The 23,325-nt window shown below is 45.4% G+C and carries 21 protein-coding genes; 16 read left to right on the forward strand and 5 right to left on the reverse strand.

Annotation, left to right across the window (positions count from 1 at the left end):
• Positions 1-111: 111 nt before the first annotated feature.
• The 7 genes from BLW49_RS07970 to BLW49_RS08000 all read left to right on the forward strand — a co-directional run bounded on the left by BLW49_RS07970 (position 112) and on the right by BLW49_RS08000 (position 6,790).
• Positions 112-981 (forward strand): 3-hydroxyacyl-CoA dehydrogenase family protein, encoded by an 870-nt coding sequence (locus tag BLW49_RS07970; protein ID WP_076312854.1) that lies wholly within the window; start codon positions 112-114, stop codon positions 979-981.
• Positions 978-2,183, forward strand: a complete 1,206-nt coding sequence (locus tag BLW49_RS07975; protein WP_076312853.1) for an acetate/propionate family kinase — start codon at positions 978-980, stop codon at positions 2,181-2,183. The genes BLW49_RS07970 and BLW49_RS07975 overlap by 4 nt, the downstream gene beginning before the upstream one ends.
• A 41-nt stretch (positions 2,184-2,224) precedes the next feature.
• Positions 2,225-3,520, forward strand: coding sequence for an asparagine--tRNA ligase (gene asnS / locus BLW49_RS07980; protein ID WP_047911176.1), 1,296 nt, complete (start codon positions 2,225-2,227; stop codon positions 3,518-3,520).
• 17 nt (positions 3,521-3,537) lie between these two features.
• The gene (locus BLW49_RS07985) at positions 3,538-4,245 is read left to right on the forward strand and encodes a DnaD domain-containing protein (RefSeq protein WP_076312852.1); all 708 of its coding nucleotides are present in this window, start codon (positions 3,538-3,540) and stop codon (positions 4,243-4,245) included.
• A 120-nt stretch (positions 4,246-4,365) separates the two neighbouring features.
• Positions 4,366-5,001 (forward strand): RNA polymerase sigma factor, encoded by a 636-nt coding sequence (locus BLW49_RS07990; protein ID WP_256209659.1) that lies wholly within the window; start codon positions 4,366-4,368, stop codon positions 4,999-5,001.
• Positions 4,994-5,464 carry a hypothetical protein gene (locus BLW49_RS07995; RefSeq protein ID WP_090723997.1) on the forward strand — a complete coding sequence of 157 codons (471 nt, stop codon included), beginning with the start codon at positions 4,994-4,996 and terminating at the stop codon, positions 5,462-5,464. The genes BLW49_RS07990 and BLW49_RS07995 overlap by 8 nt, the downstream gene beginning before the upstream one ends.
• A 39-nt stretch (positions 5,465-5,503) precedes the next feature.
• The gene (locus BLW49_RS08000) at positions 5,504-6,790 is read left to right on the forward strand and encodes a multi-tm2 domain protein (RefSeq protein ID WP_256209660.1); all 1,287 of its coding nucleotides are present in this window, start codon (positions 5,504-5,506) and stop codon (positions 6,788-6,790) included.
• Positions 6,791-6,932: 142 nt separating this feature from the next.
• On the opposite strand, the gene proC is transcribed toward BLW49_RS08000, so the two are convergent.
• From proC to BLW49_RS08020, 4 genes are all read right to left on the reverse strand, one after another.
• Positions 6,933-7,793: a pyrroline-5-carboxylate reductase gene (gene proC, locus BLW49_RS08005; protein WP_090723999.1), complete on the reverse strand. Its 861-nt coding sequence runs from the start codon at positions 7,791-7,793 to the stop codon at positions 6,933-6,935.
• Between the two features lie 20 nt (positions 7,794-7,813).
• Complete coding sequence (locus BLW49_RS08010) at positions 7,814-9,061, reverse strand: glutamate-5-semialdehyde dehydrogenase (RefSeq protein WP_076312848.1); 1,248 nt, start codon at positions 9,059-9,061, stop codon at positions 7,814-7,816.
• 70 nt (positions 9,062-9,131) lie between these two features.
• On the reverse strand, positions 9,132-10,238 hold the full coding sequence (gene proB / locus BLW49_RS08015) for a glutamate 5-kinase (protein ID WP_090724001.1): 1,107 nt from the start codon (positions 10,236-10,238) through the stop codon (positions 9,132-9,134).
• Positions 10,239-10,583: 345 nt separating this feature from the next.
• Positions 10,584-11,789 (reverse strand): pyridoxal phosphate-dependent aminotransferase, encoded by a 1,206-nt coding sequence (locus BLW49_RS08020; protein ID WP_090724002.1) that lies wholly within the window; start codon positions 11,787-11,789, stop codon positions 10,584-10,586.
• Positions 11,790-11,906: 117 nt separating this feature from the next.
• Between BLW49_RS08020 and BLW49_RS08025 the strand changes: the two genes are divergently transcribed.
• On the forward strand, positions 11,907-12,755 hold the full coding sequence (locus BLW49_RS08025; RefSeq protein WP_076312845.1) for a carbon-nitrogen family hydrolase: 849 nt from the start codon (positions 11,907-11,909) through the stop codon (positions 12,753-12,755).
• Between the two features lie 404 nt (positions 12,756-13,159).
• Here the strand turns inward: BLW49_RS08025 and BLW49_RS08030 are convergent, their stop codons facing one another.
• Positions 13,160-14,074, reverse strand: a complete 915-nt coding sequence (locus BLW49_RS08030; RefSeq protein ID WP_076312844.1) for a LysR family transcriptional regulator — start codon at positions 14,072-14,074, stop codon at positions 13,160-13,162.
• Positions 14,075-14,261: 187 nt separating this feature from the next.
• Between BLW49_RS08030 and BLW49_RS08035 the strand changes: the two genes are divergently transcribed.
• From BLW49_RS08035 to BLW49_RS08070, 8 genes are all read left to right on the forward strand, one after another.
• Positions 14,262-14,594, forward strand: coding sequence for a DUF3889 domain-containing protein (locus BLW49_RS08035; protein WP_177178681.1), 333 nt, complete (start codon positions 14,262-14,264; stop codon positions 14,592-14,594).
• Positions 14,595-14,769: 175 nt separating this feature from the next.
• Positions 14,770-16,191: a 3-isopropylmalate dehydratase large subunit gene (gene leuC / locus BLW49_RS08040; protein ID WP_076312843.1), complete on the forward strand. Its 1,422-nt coding sequence runs from the start codon at positions 14,770-14,772 to the stop codon at positions 16,189-16,191.
• A gap of 52 nt (positions 16,192-16,243) precedes the next feature.
• Positions 16,244-16,846, forward strand: coding sequence for a 3-isopropylmalate dehydratase small subunit (gene leuD / locus BLW49_RS08045; RefSeq protein WP_090724004.1), 603 nt, complete (start codon positions 16,244-16,246; stop codon positions 16,844-16,846).
• 317 nt (positions 16,847-17,163) lie between these two features.
• On the forward strand, positions 17,164-18,555 hold the full coding sequence (locus tag BLW49_RS08050) for an N-acetylmuramoyl-L-alanine amidase family protein (protein ID WP_076312841.1): 1,392 nt from the start codon (positions 17,164-17,166) through the stop codon (positions 18,553-18,555).
• Positions 18,556-18,683: 128 nt separating this feature from the next.
• Positions 18,684-19,361, forward strand: coding sequence for a GerMN domain-containing protein (locus BLW49_RS08055; RefSeq protein ID WP_256209662.1), 678 nt, complete (start codon positions 18,684-18,686; stop codon positions 19,359-19,361).
• A 123-nt stretch (positions 19,362-19,484) separates the two neighbouring features.
• Positions 19,485-22,208, forward strand: coding sequence for an S-layer homology domain-containing protein (locus tag BLW49_RS08060; RefSeq protein ID WP_090724006.1), 2,724 nt, complete (start codon positions 19,485-19,487; stop codon positions 22,206-22,208).
• Positions 22,209-22,297: 89 nt separating this feature from the next.
• Positions 22,298-23,002: an endonuclease III gene (gene nth, locus BLW49_RS08065; protein WP_076312839.1), complete on the forward strand. Its 705-nt coding sequence runs from the start codon at positions 22,298-22,300 to the stop codon at positions 23,000-23,002.
• Positions 23,003-23,019: 17 nt separating this feature from the next.
• A complete protein-coding gene (locus BLW49_RS08070) occupies positions 23,020-23,289 on the forward strand; it encodes a hypothetical protein (RefSeq protein ID WP_047911189.1) in 270 nt (89 codons plus the stop codon).
• Positions 23,290-23,325: the final 36 nt, after the last annotated feature.

A 23,325-nucleotide genomic window follows, 5' to 3' on the forward strand; every position in this document is an offset into this window, starting at 1 on the left:
CTTTTGATTCATGCTAAGATATTATTATATGTTGGGTCATAAAAATGTATTTTTCGACAAAGAAGGATACACACTATTCAGAAGAGACCAGGAAGGGATGGAGCAGTAACCATGTTGTTTAAAAAGATAGGAGTTATCGGCGGAGGTACGATGGGTCAAAGTATTGCCGAAATGCTGGCAGCTAAAGGCCTCGACGTTATGCTGGTAGAGCTTTCCCCGAACAAGCTTGATTATTCCATCGGAATGATCGAGACAGGGTTAGATAAAAAATTGGAGAAGTGGGCGATTACTCAGGCAGAGAAGAAATTGATCTTATCTAGAATTCATAGAGCGAATCTTAGTGATCTTTCTGCTTGTGATCTAATTATAGAGACCATTACTGAAGACCTGGAAGCAAAGATCAAATTGTTCAAACAGCTTGAGGAGATTGTGTCTGAAGATATCATTCTGACAAGTAATACCTCTACGCTGAGCTTGACTGAGCTTGCAAGTGCTACTAATCATCCTGAACGGGTGATCGGCCTGCACTGGATTTATCCGGTATCAAGTATTGATGTTGTCGAAATTATCCGCGGACTAAAAACTTCAGATGATACGTTTGAATTCACGAAGAAATTTGCTGAGGAAGTATTGGAGAAAAAAGGCGTTATGGTCTATGAGTCTCCTGGATTTGTAACTTCCCGGCTTATTTGCCTTCATATCAACGAAGCTCTTCATCTGCTTGAAGAAGGAGTGGCATCTGCCGAAGACATCGATCAAGCCGTTCGTATTGGATACAAATTCCAGCATGGACCATTTGAAATGGCAGACCGTTTTGGCCTCGATTCCGTTCATGCTGCACTTGACGGTATGTTCCGTGAGTTTGGCGAACTGAAATATAGACCTTCCACTATACTTAAGAAAATGGTTCGCGCAGGGCAATTGGGTGTGAAGACGGGCGAAGGCTTCTTCAAGTATGACAAGGATGGTGACCGGATATGAAAGTACTCGTAATTAATGCGGGAAGTTCTTCCCTGAAGTATCAAGTGTATGATATGACTGACGAATCTGTACTGGCAAAAGGATTAGTTGAGCGGATCGGTATGGATTCCTCCATTCTTACACATAAGCCGACAGGCAAAGAAGAAGTGACCGAAGTTAGCGAAATTCTTGAACATACGACAGCGATCCGTAAAGTATTGGACAAGCTCGTACATGCGGAGCACGGCGTGTTGTCTTCAATTGAAGAGATTCAAGCTGTCGGGCACCGGGTTGTTCACGGCGGTGAATTCTTTAACGAGTCTGCCCTGGTAACTGATGAAGTCAAAGCGAAGATTCGTCAATTGATTGACCTTGCACCGCTTCACAATCCAGCTGCGATCATGGGTATTAATGCTGCTGAATCCAATATGCCAGGTGTTCCTCAAGTGGTTGTATTTGATACGGCATTCCATCAAACCATGCCAGAGTCTGCGTATCTATATGCGATTCCACGCGTACTGTATAACAAGTACAAGGTTCGTCGTTATGGAGCACATGGTACTTCCCATTATTATGTAAGCCAGATCGCTGCTGAATTCTTGGAGCGTCCGATTGAGGACCTGAAGATCATTACGTGCCATGTTGGTAACGGTGGAAGTCTTACAGCGATTCAAAATGGTGTGTCTGTCGATACATCCATGGGAATGACGCCACTGGAAGGACTTATGATGGGAACGCGCAGTGGAGATCTTGACCCTGCGATTGTCCCTTATGTAATGAATAAAGAGGATTTAACGCTGAATGAAGTGAACTCTATGCTTAACAAGCACAGCGGACTGCTTGCCATCTCTGGAATCAGCAGTGATATGCGTGAAATTACAGAGGGTATGGAGAACGGAGATCCGAATTCTACACTCGCATTTAACATGTACGAATATCGTCTTCGCAAGTACATCGGTTCCTATGCTGCGGCGATGAATGGAGTAGACGTCATTGTCTTCACGGCTGGGGTTGGAGAGAACTCCGTAGTCCTTCGTCAAAGAGTACTGGAGCAGCTGACATATCTCGGAGTAGAGCTTGACGAGGAGCTGAACAAGATTCGTTCTGGCGAGCCTCGCCGTATTTCTACTGCGAATTCCAAAGTGGAAGTGTTGATCATTCCAACGAATGAGGAGCTTGTTATTGCTCGCGACACGAATCGCATTGTAGAAGAGTCAAAGTAAATTTTGAATTTGAATTTTAATAGAACGGGGAGAGATGAGACATGAGCACAAAGAGCGACATTCGCCATGTCAGTCAGCACGTTGGAGAAACGGTAACGATCGGTGCGTGGATTAACAATAAGCGCTCCAGCGGCAAAATTCAGTTTTTGCAGCTTCGGGATGGTACGGGCTATATCCAAGGGGTTGTTGTAAAAAGCGAGGTTTCTGAGGAAATCTGGAATAATGCAAAGAGCTTGACTCAGGAAAGCTCATTATACGTAACGGGTGTGATCCGCGAGGAGCCACGCAGTCAATCTGGTTATGAAATGACTGTGACGGATATCGAAATCATTCACTTAACGGAGAATTATCCGATTACTCCTAAGGAGCATGGGGTCGACTTCCTCATGGATCATCGCCATCTGTGGCTGCGTTCTTCCAAGCAGCGTGCGATTATGATTATCCGTGCTGAGATCATTCGTGCGGTTCAGGAGTATTTTGATACGAACGGATTTACGATCGTGGATCCACCGATTCTGACGCCTTCTTCTGCAGAAGGAACAACGAATCTGTTCCATATCAAATATTTCGATGAGGATGCGTACTTGACACAGAGCGGTCAGCTGTACATGGAGGCTGCTGCAATGGCGCTTGGTAAAGTGTATTCCTTCGGACCGACGTTCCGTGCAGAGAAATCCAAGACACGCCGTCATTTGATTGAATTCTGGATGATTGAGCCAGAGATGGCCTTCGTAGATCATGAAGAGAGTCTGCGTATTCAGGAGCAATTCATCGCGCATGTCGTACAGTCGGTAGTGAAGAACTGTCGTACAGAGCTTGAAAGTATCGGTCGTGATGTATCCAAGCTGGAGAATGTTACAGCTCCATTCCCGCGAATCACTTATGACGATGCGATCCAATTCCTGCAAGGTGAAGGCTTTGATATTCCTTGGGGTGAGGACTTTGGTGCGCCGCATGAAACAGCAATTGCAGAGAAGTATGACAAGCCTGTATTTATTACGCATTATCCAGCTGGGATTAAAGCATTCTACATGAAGCCAGATCCAAATCGTCCTGAGGTCGTTCTATGCGCCGACATGATCGCTCCTGAAGGCTATGGAGAGATCATTGGGGGCTCCCAGCGTATTGATGATCCGAAGCTGATGGAAGAGCGTTTTGAGGAGCATAATCTCTCCCGTGAAGCCTATCAGTGGTATTTAGATCTTCGCACGTACGGCTCAGTACCTCACTCCGGATTCGGTCTAGGACTTGAGCGGACGGTAGCTTGGATTTGCGGACTTGACCATGTTCGTGAAACGATTCCGTTCCCACGGATGCTGTATCGTCTATACCCTTAAGTCCAGGAGGAAAATGAATGAGCGAACCTAGCGTAGGAACTTGGGCGGACGGTGTCGCTTATGGCATGGCAATGGGTAGCGTCCAGCTTCCCTATGCACTGCTTCGTTATCATGCCCGGCTGGGATTATCAGAAGGAGAATTACTTCTTATACAGCATTTGCTTGGATTTCAGCAGGTGGAAGGAAATGAATTTCCGACGCTTCAGGAGCTGGCTGATCGGATGGGGATCCTTCCTGATGAGATAGCCAAACGGCTACAGCGCCTTATGAAGGAAGGTTTTATCCGGATTGAAGAGGACATGGATGCAGTGCAAGGCATTCAGTATGAACGATATAATCTGATCGGGTTGTATACCATACTGGCTCAGTGCATGTCAGAGGATCGAACCGCTCCGCTGTCAAAGTCATCTGTTCGCAGAAGTTCCTTGGAGAATGCCTTGAATCCGACTGCTGAGGAGCAAGAGGAGAAGAACATCTTCCGTATTTTTGAGAAGGAATTTGGCAGACCCTTATCTCCAATGGAGCTTGAACGAATTTCCAGCTGGCTGGATCAAGATCGATATCCTGATGAGTTAATTCTGCTGGCGCTAAAAGAAGCGGTATTTGCCGGCAAAGTCCACTTTACGTATATCGACCGTATATTGCTTGAATGGAGCCGCAACCGGGTTAGAACACCACAGGATGTGAAGGCTTATGCAGCTCGTTTTCGCAATGGAGGACGTTAAATAAATATCTGTTATTTATTCGAGATAGACATTCCTTATTTTGAGGGGTGTCTATTTTTGTTGCGATACTTCAGAATATCAACCATACCCATCCATTTTGCGAATTTTTATAGGATGAATATGAAACGATATTATTTTTTCGAAAAAATGCAGGGTTATACAAATAGCCGTCGTCTATATAAGTGGGGAAGGAGGAGAGAAGCCATTGATGAAGCAAGTTTGATCGATCAAATATTAAAGGGTGACCATGCTAAGTTTCGCGAGATTATTGATCGCTATGGCAGGCATGTATATCAGGTAACTTACTCCGTGCTTCACCAGGCACAGGATGCAGAGGACGCGGCACAGGAAGCGTTTATTCAAGTCTTTAAATCTCTCCCCCAGTACCGATCCGAAGGATTCAAGACATGGATTACCCGCATTGCTTTACATAAGGCAATTGATTTAAAAAGAAAATTGAATCGCAGGGAGGCGGAAGTGATTGGCCGTGAGGATGAGGTTGTACAAATGGCCGATCACCAGGCCGACATCATACATCAGCTGTTAAAGAAGGAGAGAAAAGAGACGCTGCTTCACAAGATATCCTCACTTCCGGCTCAGCATCGCGATATTATTGTTGATTTTTATCTGAAAGAAAAAAATTATGAACAAATTGCAGAAGAATCACAAATTGCCATAAAAACTGTAGAATCCAGACTATATCGGGCACGTCAGTGGATTAGAGCGCACTGGAAGGAGGGATCTTGGCGTGAATAAACAAGAACAGCAAGACTGGAAACGGTATATACAAGGCGAATTGCCGGAGCACGAGCGTGAAGCGATGGATAAACGCCTGCTGGAGGATCAAGAAGCTCTTGAGTCTTATTTGGCAGTCCTTGAACACACCTCAGATACGGGGTTAAGGGATGCAGAAGCCTTTGAAAAGCAAGTCATGAGCCATATCGAGCATGAGTGCAAGAAATTACAATCCAGCTCCAGTGGAAGAAACATTCAGTTTAAAAAATGGCTGAATCATAAGCTGGTCCATTATACCCTTGCCGCCTCCATAACGCTGCTATTCTTATCTACAGGCGTATTTGACCGAATGTTACCCGGACAGCTAAACGTGGATTCAGACGATAAACAGCCCTACAGCGAACAAATGGTGAGGAAAGCAACCCATTGGCTTGATGAAATTAAACCTGACCCGAATCAATTTCATAAATCAATAAAAAGGTGAATTTGAAACTATATATAGATAAATTAAAAGGTGAAAGGAATGAAGAATGTGCAGCAAGATCGCAGCAAGCTGCTTGCTTTTCTGCTTAACATGGTGCCTGGCTTGGGACATTATTACTATAGAAGCCGGGTGAAGGGATTTATTTATGGATTTATATTTTTTGGGCTGTTAGGCATCGGTTTTCTTTCGCTCGTTGGTGGAGGGGAGGAAGTAACCTTACTCTGTATTCTAGCGGCAGGAATTCTATGGTTAATCAGTATGTTTGATCTTGTCATCAAGCTTATCCGAGAGCCCGACCCTTCGGCTTATGCTCATTATCCAGGGTACCCGAATCACATCCCGCATGAGAACATGTACTACGGACATGAAGGAATACAAGATGAACACGGTATTCCCTTTCATAATCCGGAAGATCCAGCAGCGTCACCTCCTTACGGATTTCCGCCGCGTGAAGGATATGTCTATCCTGATCAGGGAAGAGGACGTGGTAAAGAAAGTGAACGGTTCTATACCATTCTCCTATCCTTTGTTCCGGGCTTAGGCCATTTGCATCTTGGTCTGCTGCAGCGAGGGCTATCCTTTCTCATTGGGTTCTTTGGGCTCGGCATCATGCTGTTTTTTGTCACTGCCATTACAGGACAGGAAATCTTTCTTCTCTTCCTGCTGCTGCTGCCGATCATGTGGCTGTACTGTATGTTTGATGCGGTGCAGCATGTGAACCGGAAGCAAGCCGGTGAGATTCTGGAGGACAAGACGTTATTTGAGCAGCTTGAACATGGCACAAGCAGAGGCAAGAAGAGCAAAGTCATTGCAACCCTGCTGGCAGCATTTCCAGGAGCCGGACATATGTATCTTGGACTGCAAAAAAGAGGACTACAGCTGATGCTGATCTTCCTTGGAAGCATTTATGTTCTAGATTTACTCGGTCTGTCCTTGTTTCTTTTTCTCATTCCAATCATTTGGTTTTATAGCTTTTTTGATGGATTACAGCAATCGAGCAAGTATGGTAGAGAGCGACTATATGATAAACCGGTCATTGAGAGCTGGACGCGATATCAGAAATGGATTGGGATTGCACTCTTGTTCCTCGGTGTTTACTATATACTAGTCCGGCTTGTTGTTCCTGAATTTGGAGATCCGTTTGGAGCTTACATCTATCGCATCCAGTCGCACATGAATACGATCATTGTATCTTTGCTGCTCATTGGCGGAGGCATCAAATTGTTATTTAAGCCGAGTAGAAGAGAATATGATGGAGAGCAGCTTCTTAGAGATTTGGAACGTGATTTGGAAGGCTCGCCATTTTCAGACGAACGAAAAAAATAGGATAGCTTCAGAAAAAAAGACCGGAGGAAGCATCACCGTTTAACAGGTGATATTCCCCCCGGTCTTCTGTTTAAATTAGACTGCAAAGCCGTATCATACATATGATGATCCAAGTTGTTGATCTGCTTGTTGTATTTTATCTCTACCTCGCTGCTTCCTTCAATTCTTCGCCCATCTCACGAGATCGTTCGGCACACCGGTGGACTGCTGCAATAACCGTCTCACTGAAATGACCTTTGGCCAGAACCTCAATGGCAGCCTGGGTCGAGCCATTAGGTGATGTAACGTTCCTCCGAAGTGTAGCAGGCGCCTCTCCTGTCTGCTGTACCATACGTGCTGCTCCCAGCACAGTCTGCACGGTCAGATCATGCGCTTGTTCGGCAGTGAGGCCACCTCTTACGCCTGCTTCCACCATCGCCTCCATCATATAGTAGATATAGGCCGGGCCACTGCCCGAAATTCCGGTCAAGGTCTCAAAATGCTCTTCTTCAATCAATGTAATTGTTCCAATCGCTTCAAATACAGTGTTTACAATCTGGCGATCCTCGTCCGTCACTTCTGGTGAGAAGGCGATTCCTGTCGCACCGAGTCCGATAGAACTGGATGTATTGGGCATAGTGCGAACGACAGCTGCTGGACGTCCAAGCAGGCTCTGAATTGTTTCTATAGTGAGCCCAGCAATGACAGAAACGACAACCTGCCGTTTGGATAGCAGAGGTCCCAGATATCGAAGCGATTCAGCCGCATCCTTCGGCTTCATGGACAAGATGATCAGATCAGCTTGTGTAAGCGCAGCTTCTTTGCTAGACGCATCTGCCGCCGTCGTCACGTTGTATTTGCGATGCAGCTCCACAAGACGGTCTTGGTTACTGCGATTGAACATCGTTATTTTCTCGGGAGAGATTACTTTTCGCGCGATGAGACCTTTAGCAATAGCTTCAGCCATAGCTCCGGCACCAAAAAAAGTGATCTTACGATTGATTAGAGATTGGGTTCCACTCATATTAATTCCTCCAGCTATGTCTAATGTTTAATTTGTCCAGAACCATAGATTCGATACTTTGTAGATGTCAGCGCAGGAAGACCCATTGGACCCCGTGCATGCAGCTTCTGAGTACTGATGCCGATTTCTGCACCGAATCCAAATTCGAACCCATCTGTAAAACGGGTAGAGGCATTATGATACACTGCAGCGGCATCTACTTCCTCCATGAACTTGGCGGCAGCGTTCGGGTCTCTAGTCACAATGCATTCAGAGTGCATCGTTCCATATTTTCGGATATGTTCTATCGCTTCTTCTATGTGATTGACTATTCGAACATTTAAGATATAGTCGTTATACTCGGTAGCATAGTTCTCCTCAGTTGCAGCTGTCGCCCATGGGACCAGCTTAAGGAAAGATTCACAGCCTCGGAGCTCGACAGAGGTATTTTTGAATTGCTCCGCAAGCTCCAGGATCGAATCGGCACCGTAATCACTGTGAATTAGCAGTGTCTCCATCGCGTTGCACACCGAGGGGCGTTGAACTTTCGCGTTAAGTGCAATCTGCAGTGCCATTTCTGGATCAGCCGCAGCATCGATATAGGTGTGACAAATACCCGCACCGGTTTCGATGACAGGAACCGTCGAATTCTGTACGACATTTTGGATTAAGGACGCTCCGCCTCTTGGAATGATGACATCAAGATATTCATTACATTTTAACATTTCATCCACACTAGAGCGATCCGCATCCTCCACCAGCTGTATTGCATCGGCAGGCAGGTCTGTTTTGGCCAGCGCTTGCTTCAGCACATGGATGATCTGCTTGTTGGAAGACAAGGCAGAGGAGCCGCCTCGCAGCAGAACGGCATTTCCTGTCTTCAGCGACAAGCCAACAGCGTCAACCGTCACGTTGGGACGAGCTTCATAGATGATGCCGATCACACCAAGAGGAACACGTTCCTTCTCAATGCGAAGCCCGTTAGGCCGTTTGATGACTTCCAGAATATCGCCAATCGGATCTGGCAAATCGATGATTTGACGCAGTCCTGAGGCAATCTCTTCGATTCGCTCATCCGTAAGGGAGAGTCTATCCAGCATAGGTAGAGCAGTTCCGTTCTGTCTACCCCGTTCAAGATCTTCTGCATTTGCCTCGATGATGGATGCCTTCTCAGCAATCAAAGCATCGGCCATTACCGACAGTGCTGCGTTCTTCTTCTCTGAGCTCAAACGGCCCAGTACCAGGGAGGCTTCTTTGGCAAGTCTTGCTTTATCATTAACTTCACTCATCATATTTACACTCCTATCTGTATTAAATGAATATCACTGTTTTGCACATATCAGTACACTAGCAATAAAATCACTTTAAAGTAATCCATTCATCGCGATGAACGACCTCAAGCCTGTGAAGTGATCCCTCCAGCTTTTTAAGCACATCAGGACTCGGCAGCCCAATAATGCTCCGCAGCTGTTCTGCATCATAATTGACGATGCCGCGTCCAATCAGGGAACCTTGAAGATTAACAACCTCGATTACATCACCAGCATGAAATTGTCCTTCAACCCGTCTGACGCCAACCGGAAGCAGGCTGTGTCCACCATAGATGAGCGCTTCTTCAGCACCTGGGTCAACATGGATGGAGCCTAACGGTGAGGAGATGAACCCAAGCCATTGTTTTTTTCGAGAGAGTGAATTCTGCCGTGTGTCAAAATAAGTACCCTTGCCATGGTCAGCTGTAGCGGCGAGAAGGTCGCCTGGCTCGTTTACACGCCCTACAAATACAGGGACACCGCCCCGGGTAGCGACTTTGGCTGCATCTACTTTGGAACGCATCCCTCCAGTGCCTACCAGAGAACCGCTTCCTCCGGCCACCTCGTAAATTTCAGCCGTTATCTCATCAATGCGATCATAGTGCTTCGCATCCGCATGATATCTTGGATCTGCTGTGTATAATCCGTCCGTATCGGTTAATATGATCAGTTTCTTGGCTTTGGTTAAGCCTGCAACCAGGGCAGACAGCATGTCATTATCCCCGAATTTGAGCTCGTCGACAGAGACGGTGTCATTCTCATTAATAACCGGAATCACATTCTGTTTGAGGAGCTCATCGATGGTCATTCCGGCGTTACCCATTCGCTTCCGATTCGTAAAATCTGTGCGTGTAAGCAAGATCTGCGCTGTTTTGATGTGGTGATGCGCAAAAGCCTGCTGATATGCCTGCATAAGCAGTGCTTGACCTACAGCAGCCGCGGCTTGCTTCTCATGAAGCAGCTTAGGCCTGGTCTCGTAGCCGATATGTCCAAATCCTGCAGCTACAGCCCCTGAAGTGACCAGCAGGACTTCATGCCCGGCTTGATGGAGAGCCGCAATTTCGGAGGCGTAAAATGACACGGCCTCGTGATTCAGTGATCCGGAATCCGTAGTGAGCGAGCTGCTGCCGATCTTGACAACAATTCTAGATGACAAGAAGCATCAACATCCTTTCTTGTGATAAAAAAAATAAAAACTTTCATCCTTGGCTGCTTAGCAAAGGACGAAAGTTTATTCTTCCGCGGTACCACCTTTATTGATGAGGGTATCATCCGACTCTTAAGCCTTATAACGTTAAGGCAACGTCCTGTATGAACAGGCCGCTCAAGGGGTAGGTTTCAGAAAAATCCGCGGTAAATTCTCTCAGCCTACTGGAATTTACTCTCTGCAAGCACGGAATTGAATTTCTTACTGGTCCCTGTCAGCACGTTTTCGCAATTTAAATTAATGATAGAATACCATGGAACCTCACTTGATGCAAAAAGAATCTAATAAAAGATATTAAAACAAATTTAGTCTGCCTATTCGTTGAACCGCTTCACGCAATCGTTCCTCCTCACTTAGGAGGCCGACCCTGACATAGCCTTCTCCATGCCTGCCGAAACCACTCCCAGGTGCGACAGCAACCTTTGCCTCTTTCAGCAATAAGTCAGCAAAGGATTCTGAGGAATAATCGGCAGGAACAGGGAGCCAGCTGAAGAAAGAACCCTGGGGCCGATTGGCCTTCCATCCGATCTGATCCAGCTCACTGAAGAGCGCATTCCGACGAGATTCATAGCGGTAAACAAGTTCTTTTACACTATCCTGTGATGAAGTCAGCGCAGTCGCGGCCGCGGCTTGGATCCCACCGAATAAGCTGACATACATATGATCCTGAAGTAGATTGATGAGGCTGATGATCTCTCTGTTGCCAAGTGCAAATCCGACACGCCAGCCTGCCATGTTATAAGACTTGGATAGAGTGTAGAATTCGATTCCTACTTCTTTAGCACCTGGTGTTTGAAGAAAGCTTACAGGCCGCTCTTCGTCAAATCCGATGGCTCCATAGGCAAAATCACTTGCTACGACGATATTGTGCTGTGCAGCGAATTCGACAGTATCTTGATAAAATGACAAAGGAGCAGTGACTGATGTCGGATTATTCGGATAATTAAGAAACATGAGCTTTGCTCTGTGAAGCTGGGGGCTGGCAATTTCATTATAATCAGGTAAAAAGTCGTTTGACTCAAGAAGGGGCATACATACCATTTCTGCTTTGGCCAGCGCTACTCCTGACCAATAATCAGGATAGCCTGGATCAGGCACCAGGCAAATATCTCCCGGATTAAGCAGTACTTGAGGAAGCTCGACAAGCCCTCCCTTCCCCCCGAACAACACAGCCACCTCCTTCTCCGCATCGAGCTCAACACCGTAATCTTCCTTATACCGATGAACAATTGCTTCCTTCAAAAATGAATATCCGCGAAATGGCGAATATTTATGATACAAAGGATTGGCTGAGGCTGTTTGCAGAGATTCTACAATGTGGTCCGGCGTTTTTGTATCCGGATTTCCTTGTCCTAGATTAATGACATCGTGTCCTGCAGAAATTTCTTGGTTGACTTTTTGAACGAGCGCAGCAAAAAATTGAGTAGGTAAGCTCTTCATGACCTCTGCTGGCTCGATATGAAATGCAGAGGCAGTGAAGGATTCTCGAGCAGACTTCATTTCATCACTCCGGTTCGGTTTGTTAAATAAAGTATTATTAATCTATCATGCTTACTCCAAGCTGTATAGATCATATAGAGTGCTGAAGAGTGATCAGGAATTGGGAAGGGGTGCAGGATGAGTATTCAAAGTCTGGATACAGAAAGCGTACAGCATCATAACAAAATAAAGCTGGCATTGCTGCAGTGCGATATTACGGTGGGCGATACCACAGCTAATCGGGAACGGATACAGCAATTGATTCATGAAACGATGCAGAAGCACCCTGATGTGCAGGTGATTCTTCTGCCTGAAATGTGGAACACCGGTTATGCCTTGACCGAAATTCATGAGCTTGTCGATGATGAGGGACGGATCGAACGCCATTGGATCAGCGAGTATGCTGCAAGCTACAAGGTAAATATTGTGGCAGGCTCCATAGCGGAGAAAAAAGATGGGAAAATATATAATAGTATGTACGTGTTTGACATGAATGGAGAACAGATTGCACGTTATGCGAAGCTTCATTTGTTCCGACTAATGGATGAGGAGAAGTATCTGGCTGCAGGAGATGAACCCGTTACGTTTACCTTAGATGAAAAATGGTTCTGCGGAGCGTCGATATGCTACGATATTCGATTTCCTGAGCTTATAAGATCTCTTGCTCTCAAGGGAGCGAAAATGCTGTTTGTACCGGCAGAGTGGCCTCAGCCAAGACTACATCACTGGCGGACTCTGCTGATGGCAAGAGCGATTGAAAATCAGATGTATGTTATTTCCTGCAACCGGGTTGGAACAAGCGGCAGCACCTCCTTCTTCGGTCATTCTATGATTATTGACCCGTGGGGCGAGATTGTTGCAGAAGGTACGGAGAATGAAGAGATTCTGGTGGGAAGCATAGATCCTGCTATGGTAGATGCAGTGAGAGAGCGCATTCCGGTATTTGAGGACAGAAGACCAGAAATCTATTTCAAAAAAAATATTTAAATTTGAATGATGATGTTTCGATTCCTTGGGACAGGTTAATATATAGTATCCCGTCACCAAAGGAGGATGATCACCATGGATTACCGCAAGGCTAACCATCTGGAAGACAAACTCAGGCGACAGGTTCACAAATTCGTAAGAGATGATAGGCACAGGCCCTTCTTAGAGAGCCGTGATGGAGATTTATCACCCCCGTGAATACTTTGAACCGCCGGATACAAATCAAGCAAACCGATTGGATTCCGGTAAAAGATTTCAAACCTACAAATGATGATTGACACTTTGTTCTTTAAGAAAGTAAAAATGCTGTAACGAAATAGCCAGGCGGCTCGGGAATGTATCCCGGGCCGCCTGTGCTGTGTATCGCTCTTATTTTCTTATTACATAATTTATCGCTCGGATCGTTAGTCTAACAGAGCCTGCATGGTTTCCTTAAAGGTTTGAATGAACGCTTCTGCTGCACCGGACAGGTACCGTCCCTGCCGATAAGCAATAACGAGTGTACGGCTAGGCGCAGGTGCAGTTAAAGGAAGATAAACCGGGACAAATTCACTGCGGGGAGCTCTTGCAATAAAACGGGGGACGAGCGTAATGCCCATGCCGGTTGCGACCAGTGATTTGACCGTTTCCATATTGTTGCTCTCAAACACGACTTTGGGCTCGAAGCCCGCTTGCTGACATAGATCAAAGGTCAGCTTGCGAAAGCCTTGTCCCTTCTTAAGAACAATGAATGATTCATCTACGAGTTCTGCGATGTCGACCGTCAAGTCAGGATACTCCTCCCATTTACGAGCAAGCGGATGCTCCTTCGGAACAGCAAGATCAATTTGCTCTTCTGCAATTTCTACATAAGAGAGGGAGGACTCCTGAAGCGGAAGGGATAGCAGGCTTAGATCCGTCTTGCCGCTGGCCGTTAATTTTTCCAGATTCATAGAAGAGTCCTCAAGCAATGTAATTTCAATATCAGGATAACGCTCACGAAATGCTGGGAGAACATAAGGCAATAAATGAGAGCCTGTAATCGGCATGCTGCCAAAGATGACTTTGCCCTTTCTCACTTGGGAGATATCGGCCATCTCTTGCTTTAGCAGCTCTACAGCATCTAAAATATTGCTCGCCTTAGATACGAAGGAAGCTCCCGCATGTGTCAGCTCTACCGAGCTTGTATTGCGCTGAAACAAGAGAACGCCAAGCTCCTTCTCCAGCTTAGACAGCTGCTGACTGAGTGATGGCTGAGCAATATGCAGCTTCTCGGCCGCTCTGGAGAAGTTTTTTTCGGATGCGATTTGTAAGGCGTATTGTAATTGTCGAAGTTCCATGGGAAGGTCACGTCCTTAAGAAGATTTCCGAATGTGGAGTACCATGATATCTATTATATAGGAATTTCCTCTAAAGCGATAACATCTAATCACCGTAATCTATAAGACATATTTTTCTTATTCTTACAGCACAATATGCAGATGATTTCCAGAAGATCAAATGAAGATTGCAAAGGAGTTAATACTTATGAAAATGATCTTTTCCCGTTTGGTTACAGTTGTCTTGATGTCAAGCCTGCTTATTGTTTACTCTGCCTTTACTACCCATCTCACAGCAGTTGAAGCGGCTGAACCTGAGTATGCACAGTGGGGGAACATCGCTGTTCAGGAGGCAAAGAAGCATTACAATGCGGTGATCACGGACTATCAGCATTTGGGACGCACGGTGCTGACAGACAAGACAGCAGAAGAAAGATTTCGTTTAATTGTGAAAAAGGACGGTACAGAGTTTCCAGTTACGGTTATCGTAAAATTTAATTCGGTCAGTAATGAGCTCATTGATGTGAAATTCAGTGAATAAGAAAATGATACGGAATTAGTACATGGACTGGAATTTGTCTATAGGGCAATCCTATCAGATCTATAGTTTTTATATCTTGGAACAATATGTCTTGCTCATGTTATATTGGATCTAATAAAGCACGGCATGACCTTGCCGTCACAATAGATCGAATAATAACTTTGAGGTGAGAATAATGAGCAAAAAGACGATGTTCGAGAAAATCTGGGATAATCACGTCATTACGCAGGAGGAAGGAAAACCAAGCATCCTCTATATAGATTTGCACCTTGTACATGAAGTAACTTCCCCGCAGGCGTTCGAAGGTCTTCGTCTCAGCGGACGCAAGGTACGCCGCCCAGAGCTCACTTTTGCAACGATGGATCATAACGTGCCAACACAAGACCGTTTCAATATCAAGGATCCGATCTCTAAGCAGCAGATTGATACATTGTCTAAGAACTGCCGCGATTTTGGCGTAACATTGTTTGACCTTGATACGATTGATCAAGGGGTGGTACACGTAATGGGACCGGAGCTCGGACTTACGCATCCGGGCAAGACAATTGTGTGCGGTGATAGTCATACATCTACACACGGTGCTTTTGGAGCACTTGCATTTGGTATCGGTACCAGTGAGGTTGAGCATGTACTGGCAACACAGTGCCTTCAACAAGCCAAAGCCAAAACGATGGAAGTGCGCTTTGTAGGCAATCGCAAGCCTGGAGTAACGGCTAAAGATATGATTCTCGGCGTTATTGCGAAATATGGTACAGACTTTGCTACCGGTTATGTCATCGAATACACAGGAGAAGCCATTCGGAGCCTTAGCATGGAAGAGAGAATGACCGTCTGCAACATGTCCATCGAAGGCGGTGCAAGGGCAGGGATGATCGCTCCTGATGAAACAACCTACGCTTATCTTCAAGGCAAGCAGTATGTTCCACAAGGTGAGAGCTTCGAAGAAGCCAAACAAAGATGGGACGCTCTTACAACAGACGAAGGTGCTGAGTTTGATGTAGTGGTGGAGTTTGATGTTGAATCTCTTATCCCTCAGGTTACTTGGGGAACCAGCCCGGGTATGGGTACGGATATTACTTCCCGTGTGCCTGTTCCAGCAGAGCTTCCGACAGAGAATGAACGCAAAGCAGCAGAGAAAGCCATTGAGTACATGGGTCTTGTGCCAGGCACGCCGATGTCCGAAATCGAAATTGACTATGTATTTATTGGATCGTGCACGAATGGACGGATTGAGGATTTACGGGCTGCAGCACAAGTCGCACGCGGCTACAAAGTATCCGAGCGGGTAACGGCAATCGTCGTTCCAGGCTCCGGACGAGTGAAGCTTCAAGCGGAGAAAGAAGGACTTGACGTTATATTTAAGGAAGCCGGGTTTGAATGGCGGGAAGCGGGATGCAGTATGTGTCTTGCAATGAATCCGGATGTGCTCCAACCGGGTCAGCGCTGTGCATCGACTTCCAACCGGAACTTTGAAGGCCGTCAAGGACGTGGAGGAAGAACGCATCTGGTATCTCCGGCAATGGCTGCAGCTGCAGCTGTTGAGGGACGGTTTGTTGATGTTCGTGACTGGAAGATCAAAGAAGAAGTAATGAACTAGTGATATATAGAACGAATTTGGTTATCTTTTGAATCGAGAGGAGAATACAAGCATGGAGGCTTTTACGAAATTAACAGGTCTTGTTGCACCTGTAGACCGAGTGAATGTGGACACGGATGCGATCATTCCGAAGCAATTCTTAAAAAGAATTGAGCGTACGGGATTCGGACAATTTTTGTTCTTTGAATGGAGATTTGACGAGCAGGGGAATGAAATTCCCAGCTTCTCCTTAAACCAAGAACAATATAAGGGGGCGTCCGTTCTCATTTCTAGAGCTAACTTCGGCTGTGGATCGTCTCGTGAGCACGCTCCATGGGCAATTCTGGACTACGGATTCCGCTGTGTTATCGCACCTTCGTTCGCGGATATCTTCTATAATAACTGCTTCAAGAACGGGATCCTTCCAATCAAGCTGTCGGAGGAGCAAGTAGAGGAGTTATTCCAGCGTACGAATGCGAACCCGGGTTATGAGCTGAACGTGGACTTGGAGAACAAAACGATTACAGATCAACATGGCTTGTTGATTTCATTTGAACTTGATGAGCACCGCAGACAATTCCTGCTGCAAGGGCTTGATGATATCGGCTTGACGCTTCAGCATGAGGACGCTATTTCTGCATACGAGCAGAAGCATGCTGCTAAATTGTTTGCATAATACAATCCATCTCAATGGATTCAAGAGAATAAACATATCAGTAAGCAGGTCTGGATAGAGATATCCGGGCTTGTTTTTTTATACACAATAGGGCTACATTTCTCGTTAATGTAATATGAAAGTAACATAGTTGATAGCTGGCATGCTAAAATATGACAAATTCGTAGCACCACAACGGATACTTTTTTGATATGATGAGATAGATCCGCAACTTTTATCCATTTCTGTCGTCTAATATTTTGTTAATAGTTGGATTCTTTCTATATTTAATAGAAAGCGAGCTATGTTCAAAAAAAGCAGAATTGGAAGGGTGACGGATGAAAAAGTTAAAAGTTTTAGTCGCATTGCTATGTTTCATGTGGATCTTCCCTGGTCTCGGACAAGCAGCGGCAGACATCAAGATCGTTCTCGATGGCAGTCAGTTGAGTCTACCCTCTGGCGTAAAGGCAGAGAATATTAACAGCAAAGTTATGATACCCATTCGTGTCGTCTCAGAGAAGTTAGGTTACAGTGTCGGTTGGGAGCAGAAGACGAAGACGGTTACTATAAAACAAGATCAAACAGTGATTAAAATGGTAGCTGGCAAGAAGACAGCGACCGTCAATGGTTCTACCGTCAATCTTGACGCTGCGCCAATCATTAAAAATGGAACAACGCTTGTACCCATCCGCTTCGTAGGTGAGACCATGGGATTACAGGTAAGCTGGAACAATCAAACGAAAACCGTATACCTCAATTCAAACAGCGGCTCAGGCGGAAGTGAAATTCCTCCTGCAGGCGGTAACGGCAATGATTCGAATTTGATTCAAGTGAATGGAATCAGCTTTACGGACAGTAAGCTTATGATTGCGACGAGCGGAGGAGCAGCTCCGACTGCGTTCAAAATGTCTGCCCCAGACCGAATTGTTGTAGACATTCCGAATGCCGAATTCAGCAGCTTGTTCGCAGATACACAAGCGCTCGACATCACCAAGAGTATTGCCGGGCAAATTGTCGTCGATGGTTATGAAGGTGTAGAGAAAGTAAGATATGCGCTTTTCAGCAATGATCCTTCCACAGTACGAGTGGTTATTGATCTGAGCTATGCGATGAATTATAAGATGACTTCCTCGAATGCAGGTTTGATTACCGTTACACTGGATACGGACAGTGGTACAACGACACCGCCGACGACGAAGAAGAAAACGGTTGTCATTGATGCAGGGCATGGAGATCAGGATCCAGGCGCAATCGGAGTAACAGGCAAATATGAGAAGAATTTTACCTTGACGATGGCACTCAAGATCGAACAGCTCCTCAAAAAGGAGCCGGGCATTAACGTTATTACGACTCGTGATGATGATACATTCCTTACACTGTCCGAACGAGTTAAAGTCGCAAACAATGCAAAGGCAGATGTATTTCTATCGATTCATGCGAATGCCGGACCGGCATCGGCAACAGGCTCAGAAACTTACTATAACCGTTCCAACAGCAAGTCACTGGCGAACACAGTGCACAAGTACATGGTACAGGCTGCAGGTCTTAGAGACCGTGGGGTCAAAACAGGTAATTTTGCAGTTATAAGAGATACGACAATGCCTGCAATATTGCTCGAGGTTGGATTCCTCAGCAACAAGAACGATGAAGCAGCACTCTTTAATACGACCTTCCAGAATCGTGTAGCAGAAGGCGTAGTGAAGGGCATTAAGGAATACTTAGGAATGTAGAATCCACAGCATGTAGTTGCATGAGTTTGTGTACGAAAGAAATGACAGTCCTTATACGTCTCTACAATTAGAAGACAGTACATTCTTCGTTCGAACTATATAACAGCTGACAAAAAAGGGTGATAGAGATGATGAGAAAAAAATGGTGGATGGTCGCATTACTGGCTGTATCACTGACTACACTTGCAGCCTGCGGTAACAATCCAACCGCCTCTCCACCGAATTCCGATTCGGAACAGCAAACAGGCAGTGAAACGGATCCGCAAACCGATGATACACAAGAACAAGAAGAAACGGAGCCGTCTAACGAAACTCAAACTCCTCCCGAAGAGAGCAACACTTCTGGAAATGGAGGGACAAGCTCCGGCGGCACGAATGGAAGCTCTGGTGAGCAAGCTGAGAATGTAGAGACCAAGGAAGCAAACATTCAGGTCTATTATACCGATCCGGAGCTGCTTGAGTTGAAGTCTGCGATGCAAACGATCTCTTACAAAACGGATTGGAGTAAATATGAAGCTGCCTTCAAGGCGCTTCAGCACAGTGACAGCGAAGAGCTGGTTCCGCTGTGGTCTGAAGAAATTACCATCAATAAGCTGGAAGTTGATGGAGGAAATATTACCCTTGATTTGAAAATTCCAGCGACCGCAAATCTGGGCTCTAGTGGAGAATCCTTTGCTATTGATGGGCTGAAGCAGACCTTCTTCCAATTTGAAGAAGTAGAGTCACTTGAGCTGCTTATCGATGGTGAGCAGAAAGAAAGTTTGATGGGACATGTGGAATTAGAACATCCCATGACAAGAGAATAGACATAGATGAATCCATTTCATAAACGTAAGGCTTTTATGGAATGGATTTCAGCTATACAGCAATATCTTGCTGACGATCATGGTATACAAATTGATGTGCACGTATAGAGAGGAGAAGTAATCTTGACTTTCAAACCTAGCAATATCAATGCCAAGCATTCCAAAAAAATGGTATCTGCCATGCTCGCCAGTCTGATGGCGCTGAGTGCCGGTGCGGGAGCAGCGGGAGCTGACACAGCTCCCGCTGCTGTAACAACGGCGGCTCAAGGCGCATTCAGCGATGTAAAGAGCGGATACTGGGCCGAAAAGCATATATACAAGCTTGCATCCCTAGACATCTTGGTGGGAGACAGAGGGCTGTTTAGACCAGGAGATGCAGTAACCAAGCAGGAAGCTGTGACGATCGCCATTCGATTCATGAACCAGAAATCCAACCTGCCTGCTGGCAGCAGCATTAAATTGCCTGAAGGCATTAGCACGAGTGAGTATGCCAAATCCTATGTATCTCTTGCTTTTGAACTGGGCCTCTTAGAGGAAGCAGAGGAAAGCAAGGAGATTTTAGAAAAGCAAATTTGGGGACAACAGGCAGCTTCGAGAGAATGGATCGCGAAGCTTGTTATCAGAGCCATTGGTAAAGAAGCCGAAGCAAACGCTGGAGGAAATGCGAATTCGAGCTTTGCTGATGACAGCCTAATTACGGCAGCGAATAAGCCTTATGTCAATCTGGCAGCAGAGCTTGAGATTGCGCAAGGAACAACAGGTAACAAATTTAATCCGCAAGGCACTGTAACAAGAGCAGAAATAACTGCGTTTTTCAACCGCGGAAGTGAATACACCGATTATGAGTATGACAATCAGTACAAAGGATACATAACCGAACGAACAGACAGCAAATTAACTTTGTACACAGGCAGTGAGTATGTAAGCTTTACAGTGAATCCAGCTACAGCGTTTTATAATAGTTCATCTTCATCCAAAATCGCACCATCTGACATTAAGCTGTACACACAAATCGTTGTGTCAGGTTCTAATTCCAATGCGGCTTATGTGGAGAGCATGAGTGATACACCTCAAGTTGAAGTCATCGAGGGAAGCTTTGAACGTCTAACCGGCAGCAAATTATGGATGTTCACGGGGAATACGTATCATGAGTTTGCATTTACAGACCTTACCGTGTTTTATGATCAGAATGGACAAGTCATCAAGCCAGAGGATATTACCGCAGGCAGCATCGTTGAATTACAGCGGGAAACCTTTACCTCTGCCAAAAATCCGGTTGTTGTACAAGTTAAATCCGGGATGGTGAACAAATCGGCAGAAGGTACCATTCAATCTATTGATTCAGCTGCAAGCACGGTGACTGTACTCAACAGCACGGGTACTACGGATGTGTTAAAGGTGCAAGAAGGAACGACCGTCATTCGTTATCATAACGAGATTGTAGCGTTAACGGAGCTTAAAGCAGGAACTGTGATTAAGTATTCCATAAAAGACAGCGTTACCCAATCCATTGAGGTTACAGCCGGTGTCGAACGTACAGTGCGTGGAACCCTCTATGAGCTGGGCTCAAATCTATCAACCATTACTTACGATCGAAACGGCTCGCTTGAAGTAAAGCTGCTTGCACCAGATCCGCAAATCGTAATCAGTGGGATCGATACTCCAAAGCTTACAGATTTACTTGCTGACAAAACCTCTGGAGATGAAGTAGAGCTTACACTGAATGCAGAGGATCAAGTGACCAAGATCCAAGTGCTTAATCGCCAGATGGAGCCGCTGAATATGGTTACGGTTGTATCCTATAACAGCAAGACCAAATTACTGACGGTGCTTGATTCTAACCAGAAGCCGCATGTGTTTACACTAAATGATGCAACAAAAGTAGATTACAACAGCACCAAGCCGACGTTATCCGGAATTGAGCCTTATTTGACGGACGGAAGAAAAGTGAACTTAACCACGATTGGTACACGTGCGCTTTCCATTAGCATTGTGTACAAATACGAAGGTACGGTGTCGGAGATCAATACCTCCTCCAAGATAGTAAAGCTGATTCAATCTAATGGGCAAACCATCAGCATTCCATATCAATCAACACCAACAGTTGAATTATATGGCAAAGCTTCGGCGTCCTTGTCTGATGTAAGTATAGGAGATCAGGTGACAGCAATGCTTAGCAGCAATCAGGACAACTTAAGCAAATTGTATGTCAAATCGGCCGCTCAATTTGAGGTCGTATCACTGAATACTTCAAATTATCGGGCAGAAGTGAAAAAAGACGGCGTAACGAGCTCCATATATGTGGATAGTCTACCGATCACGAATGATAACGGTGCAGTCATTAAGCCTTCGGATCTTCAGAAGGGGATGCTGATTAACGTATCTTTTGATGGTTCTTCTCCAACGGCTGTATCTGTAGTTAAGCAAATATGGGGCGAAATTAGTTCCATTAATGGTGGAGTTGTAACCTATAAGACAACGACTGGTTCAAATGAGACGATAAATGCGGGAAGTAAAGTGAAGGTTGTAAAGAACGGTACTACATCGAGCAGCATGAGTACACTGATTGAAGGCGACCATGTCATTGTGACTAAGGATGCTGATGGAACACCTGTATTCCAGGTGCTGACACCGCTCAGCAAAACGTTCTGGAAATACAATGCTGCAGCAAATGAATTACAGGTCAAGCGTGCATCCATGACAGATAATAACTATCGCTTTAATTTGTCACCAAATGTTTACATTCATGAAGGAGACACGACTTTAAGCGTGCAATCTCTCAAAGATAATGATAATATTGTAGTGTATCTGCTCAATAACGTAGTTATCGAGATTTCTAAACAGTAGTCATTTCTTTAAACGGCAAGCGAAAGAATGACCGTCTTGATACGGACCAAACGTATCAAGACGTTTTTTTTGTGGGAGGTAAGCTCTTCATGAATGCAGCGACAGTACGTCACATTCTTGATACGATCGCAAATATGTTTCCAGACGCTCATTGTGAATTGAACCACAGCAACGCGTTTGAACTCACCATTGCTGTATTGTTATCTGCACAATGTACGGATGAGACTGTGAATAAAGTGACAGCCGATCTATTCCAGAAGTACAAAACACCGGAGGATTATGTCTCCGTCCCGCTCGAAGAGCTCGAGCAGGATATTCGGAGAATCGGATTGTACAGGAACAAGGCAAAGCATATACAAAATTTGTGCCGGATTCTAATTGAACAGTACAGAGGAGAAGTTCCTAGCAAGCATGATGAGCTGGTTCTGCTGCCGGGAGTGGGCCGTAAGACGGCGAATGTGGTCGTTTCAAACGCATTCGGAGTCCCGGCCATAGCGGTAGATACCCATGTTGAGCGTGTATCGAAACGGTTGGGATTGGTGAATTGGAAGGATTCGGTGCTTGAGGTCGAGAAAAAGCTGATGAAGAGAGTTCCAATGGATGAATGGACGCTTACGCATCACCGTTTGATCTTCTTCGGTCGATACCACTGCAAAGCACAGGCTCCCAAATGCCAGGTGTGCCCGCTTCTCGATGTATGCCGTGAGGGCAAGAAGCGTATGAAAACGTCCCAAATCAGGAAAGATAAGGAACGTAGTTCATCTGCTTTACCTAAAAAAATTGCAAATGAATAGTAGAGGATGAGTTAATCATGAAATGTATTTCCGTGTATACTGACCAATTTGAAGCTTTTTCTGATATTTTTGAAGAGATCGTTTCAACTGAAATGAGCGAAAATGAAGAAAAAGAAATCGAGGGCATCACAGTGAGTCATTCCGGAGATGTACCTGAGCATTACTTGGAGCGCATGTCTCAGAAGCCTGAAGTAGTTGTTATGAAGGATAAGAGCAGAAATATTACCATTCTTCAGCATGGACAAGTGTTCGAAATCCTGCTTCCTGCGATGGAAAATGCGGTATAACGAAACGATTAAAGCTTAAGCTATTCAATAGCTGAG

Source organism: Paenibacillus sp. PDC88 (genome assembly GCF_900106725.1).
GTDB classification, from domain to species: Bacteria; Bacillota; Bacilli; order Paenibacillales; family Paenibacillaceae; genus Paenibacillus; species Paenibacillus shunpengii.